At 66.8% G+C, this 12,402-nt stretch carries 14 protein-coding genes; 6 read left to right on the forward strand and 8 right to left on the reverse strand.

The features are described from left to right. Positions 1-9: 9 nt before the first annotated feature. Entirely contained in the window at positions 10-1,362 is a 1,353-nt protein-coding gene (locus tag HU751_RS01480) for a TolC family outer membrane protein (RefSeq protein WP_186733698.1), read from the forward strand. A gap of 170 nt (positions 1,363-1,532) precedes the next feature. Here the strand turns inward: HU751_RS01480 and HU751_RS01485 are convergent, their stop codons facing one another. Beyond that, positions 1,533-2,720, reverse strand: a complete 1,188-nt coding sequence (locus tag HU751_RS01485; protein WP_186735923.1) for an MFS transporter — start codon at positions 2,718-2,720, stop codon at positions 1,533-1,535. A 108-nt stretch (positions 2,721-2,828) separates the two neighbouring features. On the opposite strand from HU751_RS01485, the gene HU751_RS01490 reads away from it, so the two are divergent. Then, entirely contained in the window at positions 2,829-3,713 is an 885-nt protein-coding gene (locus HU751_RS01490) for a LysR family transcriptional regulator (protein ID WP_186735921.1), read from the forward strand. A gap of 104 nt (positions 3,714-3,817) precedes the next feature. On the opposite strand, the gene HU751_RS01495 is transcribed toward HU751_RS01490, so the two are convergent. Further along, positions 3,818-4,567: a 3-oxoacyl-ACP reductase family protein gene (locus HU751_RS01495; RefSeq protein ID WP_110736651.1), complete on the reverse strand. Its 750-nt coding sequence runs from the start codon at positions 4,565-4,567 to the stop codon at positions 3,818-3,820. A 116-nt stretch (positions 4,568-4,683) separates the two neighbouring features. Between HU751_RS01495 and HU751_RS01500 the strand changes: the two genes are divergently transcribed. Continuing rightward, positions 4,684-5,625 carry a LysR family transcriptional regulator gene (locus HU751_RS01500; protein WP_186735919.1) on the forward strand — a complete coding sequence of 314 codons (942 nt, stop codon included), beginning with the start codon at positions 4,684-4,686 and terminating at the stop codon, positions 5,623-5,625. A 21-nt stretch (positions 5,626-5,646) separates the two neighbouring features. Here HU751_RS01500 and HU751_RS01505 read toward each other — a convergent pair whose 3' ends face one another. Both HU751_RS01505 and HU751_RS01510 read right to left on the reverse strand, forming a co-directional pair. After that, on the reverse strand, positions 5,647-6,129 hold the full coding sequence (locus tag HU751_RS01505; protein ID WP_186735917.1) for a GreA/GreB family elongation factor: 483 nt from the start codon (positions 6,127-6,129) through the stop codon (positions 5,647-5,649). Positions 6,130-6,131: 2 nt separating this feature from the next. Further along, positions 6,132-6,530, reverse strand: coding sequence for a hypothetical protein (locus tag HU751_RS01510; RefSeq protein WP_186735915.1), 399 nt, complete (start codon positions 6,528-6,530; stop codon positions 6,132-6,134). A 135-nt stretch (positions 6,531-6,665) separates the two neighbouring features. Here HU751_RS01510 and earP point away from each other — a divergent pair, with 135 nt between their 5' ends. After that, a complete protein-coding gene (gene earP, locus HU751_RS01515; protein WP_186735913.1) occupies positions 6,666-7,799 on the forward strand; it encodes an elongation factor P maturation arginine rhamnosyltransferase EarP in 1,134 nt (377 codons plus the stop codon). Positions 7,800-7,847: 48 nt separating this feature from the next. Beyond that, positions 7,848-8,417 (forward strand): elongation factor P, encoded by a 570-nt coding sequence (efp, locus tag HU751_RS01520; protein WP_028691737.1) that lies wholly within the window; start codon positions 7,848-7,850, stop codon positions 8,415-8,417. Positions 8,418-8,545: 128 nt separating this feature from the next. Here the strand turns inward: efp and HU751_RS01525 are convergent, their stop codons facing one another. The 3 genes from HU751_RS01525 to HU751_RS01535 form a co-directional block, all read right to left on the reverse strand. Further along, on the reverse strand, positions 8,546-8,974 hold the full coding sequence (locus tag HU751_RS01525) for an organic hydroperoxide resistance protein (protein ID WP_023632623.1): 429 nt from the start codon (positions 8,972-8,974) through the stop codon (positions 8,546-8,548). 130 nt (positions 8,975-9,104) lie between these two features. Then, positions 9,105-9,560, reverse strand: coding sequence for a MarR family winged helix-turn-helix transcriptional regulator (locus HU751_RS01530; protein ID WP_110698155.1), 456 nt, complete (start codon positions 9,558-9,560; stop codon positions 9,105-9,107). 55 nt (positions 9,561-9,615) lie between these two features. Next, positions 9,616-10,572 carry a LysR family transcriptional regulator gene (locus HU751_RS01535; RefSeq protein ID WP_110736662.1) on the reverse strand — a complete coding sequence of 319 codons (957 nt, stop codon included), beginning with the start codon at positions 10,570-10,572 and terminating at the stop codon, positions 9,616-9,618. A 117-nt stretch (positions 10,573-10,689) separates the two neighbouring features. On the opposite strand from HU751_RS01535, the gene HU751_RS01540 reads away from it, so the two are divergent. Next, positions 10,690-11,439 carry a sulfite exporter TauE/SafE family protein gene (locus HU751_RS01540; RefSeq protein WP_186735911.1) on the forward strand — a complete coding sequence of 250 codons (750 nt, stop codon included), beginning with the start codon at positions 10,690-10,692 and terminating at the stop codon, positions 11,437-11,439. A gap of 110 nt (positions 11,440-11,549) precedes the next feature. On the opposite strand, the gene HU751_RS01545 is transcribed toward HU751_RS01540, so the two are convergent. Beyond that, complete coding sequence (locus HU751_RS01545) at positions 11,550-12,401, reverse strand: LysR substrate-binding domain-containing protein (protein WP_028691732.1); 852 nt, start codon at positions 12,399-12,401, stop codon at positions 11,550-11,552. Position 12,402: the final 1 nt, after the last annotated feature.

Raw genomic sequence — 12,402 nt, forward strand, 5'->3', positions numbered from 1 at the left:
GACCGCCCAGTGAAGAAGTTCCCACTGATCGGGCTGCTGCTGGCCTGTGCCTGGCTGCCGACCGCCGCCCAGGCGGCCATGGGGCCGTTCCAGGTGTACGAGCAGGCCCTGCGCCGCGACCCGACCTACCTGGCGGCATTCAAGGCCCGCGAGGCTGGCCAGGAATACCGGGCCATCGGCCGCGCCGGCTTGCTGCCGAACATCTCGTACAGCTACAACAAGGGGCGCAACGACTCCGAGGTGCGCTACCTCGGCGATTCACGCCGGCAAAAGGAGGACCGCAACTACAACAGCATGGGTTCGACCTTCATCCTCCAGCAGCCGCTGTTCGACTACGAAGCCTATTCGAGCTACCGCAAGGGCGTGGCCCAGGCGCTGTTCGCCGACGAGAGCTTCCGCGACCAGAGTCAGCAGTTGCTGGTGCGGGTGATGACCAGCTACACCCAAGCGTTGTTCGCCCAAGACCAGATTGCCATCAGCGTGGCCAGCAAGCAGGCCTACCGCCAGCAGTTCCAGCAGAACCAGCGCCTGTTCGACGCCGGCGAAGGCACGCGCACGGACATCCTCGAGGCCCAGGCCCGCTACGAGCTGGCCGATGCCGAGGAAATCAAGGCGCGCAACGAGCAGGATGCCGCGCTGCGCGAACTGGGGGCGCTGATCGGCGAGCCGGCGGTGCGGGTGGAAGACCTGGCGCCGCTGCGCCTGGGCTTCGCCTTGCCGGTGGTCGACCCTAGCGGCTACGAGGCCTGGCAGGAGCGGGCCCTGGCCAACAACCCGCAACTGGCTTCGTCACGCCAGGCGCTGGAAGTGGCGCGGTACGAAGTCGAGCGCAACCGTGCCGGGCACCTGCCCAAGGTCACCGCGTTCGCCACCTCGCGGCGCCAGGAGTCGGACAGCGGCAACACCTACAACCAGCGCTACGACACCAACACCGTGGGCATCGAAGTCAGCGTGCCGATCTTCGCCGGGGGCGGCGTGCTGGCCTCGACCCGCCAGGCCAGCCGGCACCTGGAGCAGGCCGAGTACGAGCTTGACGGCAACACCCGTAGCGCGTTGATCGAACTGCGCAAGCAGTACAACGCCTGCGAGTCCGGCGCCAGCCGCCTGCGCGCCTACGAGCGGGCGCTGGTGGCGGCCGAGGCGCTGGTGGTGTCGACGCGCAAGAGCGTGCAGGGCGGCGAGCGGGTCAACCTGGACGTGCTCAACGCCGAACAGCAGCTGGCCACCACCCGCCGCGACCTGGCCCAGGCGCGTTATGACTACCTGCTGGCGTGGATCAAGCTGCACTACCAGGCCGGGGTGCTGAGCGAGACGCAGCTGGCACGGGTGGACGAAGCGTTCATCGAGGGCAAGTCAGGCTGACCAGGCATGCACAAGTCCCTGTAGGAGCGGCCTTGCCGAGGCGTCGGACCGGTCGGAAAGGGGTGCGAAGCGCCCCCAGGATTCGTGCATCAAGCTGATATCGCCGGGGCGCTACGCGCCGACCGGTCCGACGCCTCGGCAAGGCCGCTCCCACAGAGGGGGGCGGGCATTCAGGCTGCCACGACCAGCTTCCCGCGCTTGCGCTCCGCCAACCCCCACACCACCAGCGCCAGCGCTCCGATCACCAGCCCGGCCACCACGATCCCATCCCAGCCATGCACCTCGAACAGCTGCGTCCCCAGCAACGACCCCAGCGCCCCGCCAATGAAGTAGCAGGTGATGTACCCGGCATTGAGCCGCGTACGCGCCTCCGGCCGCAGCACGATCACCGCATTCTGGTTGCTCACGTGCACCAGTTGCACCGCCAGGTCGAGCAGCAGCACCCCCACCAGCAACGCCACCAGCGATTGCTGCGCGAAGCCCAGCGGCACCCACGACAGCAGCAGCGCCACCAGCCCCACGGTGGTGCCCAGCGGCCCTTTACCGCGATCAGCCAGGCGCCCGGCCCAGTTGGCCGCCAGCGCGCCGATCGCCCCGGCCAGGCCGAACAGGCCGATCACCGCATCGGAATAGTGGTAGGGCGCATTGCTCAGCAGGAACGCCAGCGGTGTCCAGAACAACGCGAACAGGCTGAACGCCAGCAACCCCAGCAGCGAACGCAGGCGCAGCACCGGTTCCTCGACGAACAGGCGGAACACCGAACCGATCAGCGCCGGGTACTTGAGCCCCGCGTGGCTGTGGTGTTGCGGCAGGCTGCGGTAAAGAGCGAGGGCGCTGATCGCCATCAGCACCGCCGCCAGCACGTAGATGCTGCGCCAGCCGCCCAGTTCGGCCATGAACCCGGCGGCGGTGCGCGCCAGCAGGATGCCCAGCAACAGCCCGCTCATCAGCGTGCCCACGGCGCGGCCACGCTGCTCCGGGGCACTGAGGGCGGCGGCCATGGGCACCAGCACCTGGGCCACCACCGAGAACAGCCCGGTCAGCGCGGTGCCGAACAACAGCCACGGCAGGCTCGGCGCGCAGGCGCTGATCACCAGCCCGGCGGTGGCGATCAGCACCATGCTGACGATCAGCCGGCGCTGCTCGAACAGGTCGCCCAGCGGCGCCAGCAACAGCAGCCCGGCGCCGTAGCTGAGCTGGGCGGCGATGACGATGGTGCCGGCGCTGGCGGTGCTCAGGCCGAACTGTTGGGCGATGCTGTGCAGCAGCGGTTGGGCGTAGTAGTTGCTGGCTACGGCCAGGCCGGTGGCGGTGGCCATCAGGAAGATCAGGGCGCGGCCGAGAGTCGGGGCGTTCATGGGCAGTCTCGTTGCAGGCAAGGTTGTGTGGTTACAAGTATCAGGAAGTGTCTGGCATGACGCCAATGTATAGTTTTCAACTTATTCATCTTGAAAGCAGATAGATCGATGAACCTCAAGCAGCTCGAATATGCCCTGGCCGTGGCCGACACCGGCAGCTTCACCCGCGCCGCCGAGCGCTGCCATGTGGTGCAGTCGGCCCTCAGCCACCAGGTGGCGCGGCTGGAGGCTCAGCTGGGGGTGAGCCTGTTCGAGCGCAGTTCGCGGCGGGTGCGCCTGACCCCGGCGGGCGAGGCCTTCGTGCTCAGCGCCCGGCCGGCGGTGGCGGCGGCGCGGCGGGTGGCCGAGGATGTCGCCGCCGCCTGCGGGCAGGTGCGTGGGCGCCTGTCGATCGGCGAGATCAGCTCGCTCACCGCGCTGGATCTGGTCGATCTGCTGGCGGTGTTCCATGAGCGTTATCCGGATGTGGACGTGCGCTGGTTGACCGCCAAGAGTGAGTTGCTGATGGCGGACGTCTGCGAGCGGCGCCTGGACGTGGGCTTCATCGGCCTGTGGCAGGGCGAGGCACTGCATGGCGTGCAGCATCGCCTGCTGGCGCGGGAGGAACTGGTGGCGGTGCTGCCGCCCGGCCATCGGCTGGCGGGCAGGGCACGGCTGGCCCTGGCCGACCTGGCCGACGAGGTGCTGGTGGACTTTCCCGAGGGCACCGGGGCGCGCCGGCAGACCGACGAGGCTTTCCAGGCGGCGGGGTTGCGGCATCGGGTGCAGTTCGAGATCGGCCATATTCGCCTGGTGGAAAAATTCGTCCAGCGCGGGATGGCGCTGGGGTTGGTGCCCGAGCGCATTGCCCGGGGTTTTCAGGGAGTGGCCACGGTGCCACTGGTGGATGCGCCGGTGCGGCATCTGTATGCGGTCTGGTCGCCGAGCCCCACGCCCGCGGCGCGGGCATTTCTCGACGTTCTGGAAGAGCGTCTGGCGGCCATTCAAATGTGACCTGCACCGGCCCTTTCGCGGGCAAGCCCGCTCCCACAAGGAAAGTGAAATACCTGTGGGGGCGGGCTTGCCCGCGAAAGGGCCGGTGCAGGTAAATCGGTCGATCAGGCCGCAAACCCACCATCGGCCAGCAGGCTCGCCCCGGTGATGTACCCCGCTTCAGGTCCCGCCAGGTAAGCCACGAAACTGGCGATCTCGTCCGCCTGCCCATAGCGCCCGATGGCCATCAACGGGATCAGGCTCTCGGCGAACTCGCCGCTGGCCGGGTTCATGTCGGTGTCCACCGGCCCCGGCTGCACATTGTTGACGGTGATCCCCTGCGGCCCCAGGTCCCGGGCCAGGCCCTTGGTCAGGCCGACCAGCGCCGACTTGCTCATGGCATAGGGCGCGCCGCCGGCGAATGGCATGCGCTCGGCGTTGGTGCTGCCGATGTTGATGATCCGCCCACCCTTGCCCATGTGCTTGACCGCCGCCTGGGTGGCCACGAACACGCTGCGCACGTTGATCGCCAGCAGGCGGTCGAAGTCGGCCAGGTCGAACTCGGCCACCGGCGCCACCGCCAGCACGCCGGCGTTGTTGACCAGGATATCGAGGCCGCCGAAGGCCTTGGCGGTGTCGGCCACGGCCTGTTGCACGGCCTGGATGTCGGCGCTGTCGGCGCGCAGGGCCAGGGCCTGGCCACCAGCGTTGTTGATTTCACCGGCCAGGGCCTCGGCGCTGGCGCTGGAGCTGACATAGGTGAAGGCGACCTTGGCGCCGTCGCGGGCCAGGCGGCGGACGATGGCCGCGCCGATTCCGCGTGAACCGCCCTGGACCAGGGCCACCTTGCCGGTGAGAGGAAGTGCTTGGGACATGCTGATCTCCTGCAGTGAAGCAAGGCCGGATGCCTTGGGATGGACGCAGTATCCGCGCTCGATTACCTGTTGATAAGATGGCAATCGAGTTACTCAGAATAAACCAGGAGTTGATAATGGCCGTGGTGGAATCCTTCAGCAGCCTGGAATGCTTCATCCGCAGCGCCGAAGTCGGCAGCTTTGCCGAGGCGGCCCGGCGCCTGTCGCTCACCCCGGCGGCGGTTGGCAAGAATGTCGCCCAGCTCGAGGCGCGGCTCGGCGTGCGCCTGTTTCTGCGCAGCACGCGCAAGCTGACCTTGACCGAGGCCGGGCAGCGATTTCTGGCCGAGGTGAGCGAAAGTTTTCGCACCATCCAATACGCCGTGTCCAACCTCGCCAATTGCGAAGGGCATCCGTCGGGCGTGCTGCGGGTCAGCATGGGCACGGTGTTCGGGCGCCTGTATGTGTTGCCGTTGCTGGGCGAGTTCCTGGCCCGCTATCCGGCGGTGACGGCGGACTGGCATTTCGACAACCGCCAGGTCGACCTGATCGGCCAGGGCTTCGACGCCGCCATCGGTGGTGGCTTCGAACTGCCGCCAGGGGTGGTGGCACGCAAGCTGACCCCGGCGCACCGGGTGCTGGTCGCTTCGCCGGACTACCTGCGACAGCACGGACCCCTGAGCCGCCCTGAGCAGTTGCAGACGTGCGCCGGCATCCTTATCCGCTCGCCGCAGACCGGCCGGGTGCGCAGTTGGCCGCTGACCAGCCGTTGGCAGGAGCAACAGCCGCTGCAACTGCCCCAGCGCCTGACCATGAGCGATTCGGACGCCGCCTGCGTGGTGGCCGAGCAAGGGCTGGGGATCGCCCTGGTCAGCCTGCCGTTCGCCTTGCCCTACCTGACCGCCGGGCGCCTGAGCCGGGTGTTGCCGGACTGGTATGTGGACGATGGACATATCAGCCTGTACTACGCCGAGCGCAAGCTGTTGCCGGGCAAGACCCGGGCCTTCATCGATTTCGTGGTGGAGCAGTTCGCCGAGCAGGGGCTGGCGGGGCGCTTCGATGCGTTACAGGGCCATTAATGGCCCCACTATAGCGCTCACTCAGGCGATATCGATGATGAACTGCACCTGCGCCGCCCCGGCCACTACCAGGCTCACTTCGTCATCCAGCCGCTTGCCGAGCAGTTGCTGCCCCAGCGGCGCGCGGGGCGTGATCACCGTCACCAGCTCATCCCCCTCGCCAACCTTCAGCCCGGCCCCTTCCGGCCCGAGGAACAGTCGGCGCCGCTGGCCCGCCTCATCTTCCAGGGTCACCAGGCAACCGATCTGGATCCCCCGCGCCGGGTCGTAATCGCGCAGCACCAACTGCTGGTAGGTCAGCAACGCCTGGCGGATCTCGGCGGTGCGCCGCGCCTGCCCGGTGGCCAGGTACGACGCCTCCAGCCCCAGGGTGTCGTACTTGTTCTCGGCGATGTTCTCTTCGGCGGTGGCGGCCTCGTAGGCGGTCTGGGCGGCGCGGCGCAGCACCTCCATGTCGTGCTCGAGGGTGGCGACGATGCGTTGCAGCAGGCTGGCCTTGTCCATGGTCAGTAGCAGAACTCCAGCACGTTGGCCTGGCTCTTGTCGGTCGGCGCGGTGCGGTTCTGCTGCAGCCAGAACTGGCACTTGGGGCTGTTGAGGTTGCGCGGGTTGCCCTGGGCGGCCTCGGCGGCCTGTTGCAGTTCCTGCTTGTGCAGGATCTCCTTGTAGTGCTCGAACATCTGCGATTGGGCGTCAGCCGGTTGTGCCGGCGCGGTTGCAGGCGCAGGCTGGACCACGGCGGGGACGGCGGTCTCGACCAGTGGCTGCACCTGTGCCGGCCACAGGCGCAGGGCCAGCCACAGGCTCAAGGCGATGGCCACGGCGCCGAGCCACAGGCCCAGGGCGACGCACAGCACCAGTTGCACGGGTCTGAGGGTGATCTTCAATTCGCGGGGGCGGGGCATGGCGGCCTCCTGGCAGGCGGGTCGATGGGGGCCATTCTCGCATGGCGCGACAGGTTTTTTCAGCGCCGCGCTTTTGCTGGTGGGCAAATATCCGCAAAATCCGCGGTCTTTTTTCGCAGGTAACGGAACGTGGCGATGAAAACCACCTGGGACATCTTCTGCACGGTCGTCGACAACTATGGCGACATCGGCGTCACCTGGCGCCTGGCGCGCCAGCTGGTGGCCGAGCACGACCTGGCGGTGCGCCTGTGGGTGGACGACCTGCAGGCCTTCGTGCGCCTGTGTCCGCAGGCCGACAGCCAGGCCGGGCAACAGTGGCAGCAGGGCGTCGAGATACGCCACTGGCCTGTCACGTGGCAAGGTGCGCAGCCAGCCCAGGTGGTGGTGGGTGCCTTTGCCTGCCAACTGCCGGACGGCTACGTCGAGGCCATGGCCCGTCAGCCCACGCCGCCCTTGTGGCTGAACCTGGACTACCTGAGTGCCGAAGACTGGGTGGAGGGCTGCCATGGCTTGCCTTCGCCCCAGGCCAATGGGCTGCGCAAGTTCTTCTTCTTCCCGGGTTTCACCGAGAACACCGGTGGGTTGCTGCGTGAAGCCACCTTGCTGCCGCGTTGCCAGGCCTTCCGGCAGACGCCCGGCGAGCGCGCGGATTTCCTCGCTGGGCTGGGCGTGCAGCCCCGGGAAGGGGCGCGGCTGATCTCGCTGTTTGCCTACGAGAACCCGCAACTGGGCGACTGGCTCGATGCCCTGGCCGCCGATGTGCATCCCACCCACCTGCTGGTGCCGCAGGGGCGCATCCTGGGGGACCTCGGCGACTGGCTGGGCGAGGCGGACCTGCCCGTGGGCGCGCTGCATCGGCGCGGGGCCTTGACCGTGCAGGTCCTGCCTTTCGTCAGCCAGGACGACTACGACCGGCTGCTGTGGAGCTGCGATTTCAACGCCGTGCGCGGCGAGGATTCCTTCGTGCGCGCGCAATGGGCTGGCGTGCCGATGCTCTGGCACATCTACATCCAGGAAGAGAACGCCCACTGGGAAAAGCTCGAGGCATTCCTCGCCCTTTATCGCCAAGGCCTGTCGGCCGCCGCCGGGCAGGCGCTGACCGAACTGTGGCGCGCCTGGAACATGGATCGCCCGATGGGCCAGGCCTGGCAGGCGCTGCAGCCGCATTGGGACGAGGTGCGCGAACACGCCCGCCAGTGGCAGGCCGCGCAGGCCGCTCGGCCGGACCTTGCCACGAGGCTGGTACAGTTTTACCTAAATTCGCTATGATACGCGGCCTCGATTTTTATAAATCCATCCAGATTCGGATACTTCGTAATGAAAACTGGTAAAGAGCTGAAACCCGGTACCGTACTGCGGATCGACAACGACCCGTGGCTGGTTCAGAAAGCTGAGTTCACCAAGTCGGGCCGTAACAGCGCGATCATGAAGACCAAGCTGAAGAACCTGCTGACCGGCTACAAGACCGAAACCGTATACGGTGCGGACGACAAGCTGGACGACGTGATCCTGGATCGCAAAGAAGCGACCCTGTCGTTCATCAGCGGTGACTCGTACACCTTCATGGACACCACCGACTACACCATGTACGAACTGAACGCCGAAGACATCGACGCCGTTCTGCCGTACATCGAAGAAGGCATGGAAGACGTCTGCGAAGCCGTGTTCTTCGAAGGCCGCCTGGTATCGGTAGAACTGCCGACCACCATCAGCCGCCAGGTTGTCTACACCGAGAACGCCGCACGTGGCGACACCTCGGGCAAGGTCATGAAGCCTGCCAAGCTGAAGAACGGTACCGAGATCTCGGTTGCCGACTTCATCCAGATCGACGAGTGGATCGACATCGACACTCGCGACAACAGCTTCAAGGGCCGTTCCAAGAAGTAATCCTTCTTGCGATGAGCACGAAAAACCCGGCCTTGGCCGGGTTTTTTTGTGCCTGTGAAACCGTGTCGCCTTCATCGCGGGGCAAGCCCGCTCCCACGTGGGAGCAAGCTTGCCCCGCGATGGCGTCCTCAGACCGTCACATGCAACCGCACATCCACATTGCCGCGGGTGGCGTTGGAGTAAGGGCAGACCTTGTGCGCCTTCTCCACCAGCCCTTCGGCGTCGGCCTGGGCCAGGCCCGGCAGGTTGATGTGCAGGTCGATGTCCAGGCCGAAACCGCCCGGGATCTGGCCGATGCCGACCTTGGCGGTGATCGACGCATCCGCCGGCAGGGCTTTTTTCTCCTGGCCGGCGACGAACTTCAGCGCGCCGATGAAGCAGGCCGAGTAGCCGGCGGCGAACATCTGCTCGGGGTTGGTGCCGTCACCACCCGCGCCGCCCAGTTCCTTGGGGGTGCTCAGCTTGACTTCCAGCTTGCCGTCGCTGGAGCGGGATTTGCCATCACGACCACCGGTGGAAGTGGCTTCTGCGATGTACAGCGGAGTGACCTTTTGCATCTTGAGCCTCGCTTGGGTGCTGTGCGCCGTCGGCGCTGAGTGGGTATGGGTTTAACTTAGCGCGCAATTATTTAGTGCGCAAGTTAAATATTCGACCATTCATCCGAACAGCCATCTCACAGCTTAGACGTCAGAGGTTTTCTTGCAGCTGCGCACGCAGGGCGAGCAGGTCGGCCTGCAGCTTGCGCAGCTGCTCGGCGCTGTGACCGCTGGCCTGCAGAATGCACTGCGGCACGCGCTGGGCCTCGGCCTGCAGGGCGCGGCCCTTGTCGGTCAACTGCACCAGCACCACCCGTTCGTCCTCGCGGCTGCGGCTGCGCTTGAGCAGGCCTTCGCTTTCCAGGCGCTTGAGCAGCGGCGTCAGCGAGCCGGGGTCGGTTAGCAGGCGCTGGCTGATCTCGCCCACGGTCAGGCCGTCCTGTTCCCACAACACCAGCATGGCCAGGTACTGCGGGTAGGTCAGGCCCAGTGCTTGCAGCAGGGGCTTGTAGACCTTGGTCATCAGCAACGAGGTCGAGTGCAGGGCGAAGCAGACCTGGTTGTCCAGCAGCAGCGCGTCGCAGGGGGCTTGGGTGTCGGCGTTCATGCAGGTCCTTGGAATCGGTAAGGGTTAAAATCTAGCACGCCAAAGCTTGGTGCGCTCATTGCCAGCGCAGCTCGCTTCTCAGCGCCAGGTCCCAGGGCGGCACCGGGCTGAAACGGCTCTTGAGGAATTCGAGCAGCAAGCGGCTGCGAGAGTTCGTTTCATGTTCCAGGCGCAGGGCATAGATGCCGCTGGTCTCGGGCTCCGGCAGGCCGTTGTCACAGAACAGCGGGACCAGTTCGCCACGCAGCAGGTAGTCGCTGATCAGCCAGGTCGGCAGGTGGGCGACGCCCAAGCCGGCCAGGGCGCCGAACAGCAGGGTCTCGGCGTTGTTGGCGGCCATGCGCATGCGCGCCGGGCGGTACAGGCGGGTCTGGCCGTCGACCGCGAAGCGCCAGGCGAACGGCGGGGCCAGCCCGTCCCAGTCGAGGCCGTCGTGCCCGGGCAGCTCGCTGGGGCAGGCCGGCACTCCGCGGCTGGCCAGGTACGCGGGGCTGGCACAGGCGATGCGCACCATGTAGGCCAGGGGCGTGGCCACCAGGCGGGTGTCGGCCAGGGGGCCGGCGCGCAGCACCAGGTCTACTTCGCCCAGGTGACTGCCGTGCAGGTCGACGAAGCTGTCGATCAGGCGCAGCTGCACGTCGAGCCCGGGGTAGGCCACCAGGAAATCGGCGATGGCCGGGGCCAGGTGGCGACGGCCGAAGGCGGCTGGTGCGTCGATGCGGATCAAACCTTCCGGGGCATTGCTCAACGACACCGCCTCGGCGCGCGCCAGGCGCAGCTCCTCGATGATGCGCCGGGCCCGCTCGGCGAAGGCGTTGCCAGCCGGCGTCGGGCGCACGGCGTGGGTGCTGCGCGAGAACAGGCGGCTGCCCACCGCGCTTTCCAGGTTGTCGATGCGCCGCGCCACGGCAGAGGGCGTCAACGGGTGGCGCCGGGCGGCGGCGGAGAAACTGCCGGTTTCCAGCACGTCGAGGAACAGGCTGAGTTGTTCGGTGAGGATGTCAGGGCTCATGGCAGCTCGGTGCTTGTGCGAAATGCGCAAAGCCATTGTGCGCTGCTGTGCGTTTCCCCGCCAGCCGCGACTGGCTAGCATGCCCTCATTCTCTGAAAGCAGGCGGATGAGGCGCTGATGATCGAGTGGGTGATGTATATCGTGCTGGGGGCCGCGCTCGGCACCTTGGGTGGGCTGTTCGGCATCGGCGGCGGATTGATCGCCATTCCGGCGCTGGGCGTGCTGTTCGGCCTTGACCAGCAGCTGGCCCAGGGCACCGCCCTGGTGATGGTGGTGCCCAACGTGCTGCTGGCGCTGTGGCGCTATCACCAGCGCAACCGCATCGAACTGCGCCATGCCGTGCCGTTGTCGCTGTGCAGCTTCGTGTTCGCCTGGCTGGGGTCGATCTGGGCGGTGGGCATCGATGCCCAGTCGATGCGCCTGTACTTCGTCGGTTTCCTGGTGGCGCTGGCAATCTGGAACGTGGCGCGGATGTTCCTGCCGGTGCGACCGCCGAGCAACCAGCTGCGTTATCCGTGGCCCTGGCTGGGCGTGCTGGGCAGTTTCGCCGGGACCATGGGCGGGCTGTTCGGCGTGGGCGGGGCGGTGGTGGCCACGCCGATCCTGACCTCGGTATTCGGCACTACCCAGGTGGTGGCCCAGGGGCTGTCGCTGGCATTGGCGGCGCCGAGCACCATGGTGACGCTGTTGACCTACGGGGTGCACCAGAGTGTCGACTGGAGCATCGGGATTCCGCTGGCGGTGGGTGGGTTGCTGAGCATCAGCTGGGGGGTGAAGCTGGCCCATGCGTTGCCGGAGAAGGTGTTGCGCACGCTGTTCTGCGGGTTTTTGGTGGTGTGTGCGGTGATGCTTGGGTTCGAGCTCTAGCGAGCCGGGGCCGCGTTGGGTCCATCGCCGGCAAGCCGGCTCCCACAGGGGGCGATGCTGTTCTTGTGGGAGCCGGCTTGCCGGCGAAAAGGGTGCGAAGCACCCTCGACTTACTTGAACCCTTCGACGATGTACTCGGCCATGCAGTCGGTAATCGGCGAATGCTGCTGGTCGTTGCGCAGCAGCATCACATTGGCCATGTGCAACTGCGGCAGGCCGTCGTCCGCGCCGAGTATGCGCAGGTCGCCGCCGATCAGGCTCTGCAACTGCGCGGTCACCGCCAGCCCGGCATGCACGATGGCGAAGATCGCCGCCAGGCTCGGGCTGGTGTAGGCAATGCGGTACTCGATGCCCTGGCGCTCCAGGGCGTTGCAGGTCCAGGCGCGGCAGAAACAGTCGGTGTTGAACAGCGCCAGCGGCATCGGCCGCTGCTCGTGGGGGCAGAAACCCTTGGCCGCAGCCCACACCAGGCGCTCCTGGCGCAGCAGCTGGCCGACCTCGTTGCCCGGCTCGCGGGTGACGATGGTCAGGTCCAGGTCCTGGCGCAGCATCAGTTGCTTGGACGAGTCGCAGTGCACCTCGACATGAATCAGTGGATACGCCTGGGCGAAGCGGGTGAGGATGCCCGGCAGGTAGCGCATGGCGTAGTCGTCCGGAGTGCCGATACGCACCACGCCGACCATGTGCGGCATGCGCAGGGTGTTGAACACCTCGCCGTGCAGCTTGAGGATGCGCCGGGCATAGCCCAGCAGGACCTGGCCCTCGGCGGTGAGGCGCACCTGGCGGCCGTCGCGCTCGAACAGCTGGCGCTGCAGGATGTCCTCTTCCAGGCGCTTCATCTGCATGCTCACCGCCGACTGGGTGCGGTTGACCACCTCGCCGGCGCGGGTGAAGCCGCCTTGCTCGGCGATGGCGACGAAGGTGCGCAGCACGTCCGCGTCGAGACTCTGGTACTGGGACATG

Source organism: Pseudomonas peradeniyensis, from assembly GCF_014268935.2.
Classification (GTDB): domain Bacteria; phylum Pseudomonadota; class Gammaproteobacteria; order Pseudomonadales; family Pseudomonadaceae; genus Aquipseudomonas; species Aquipseudomonas peradeniyensis.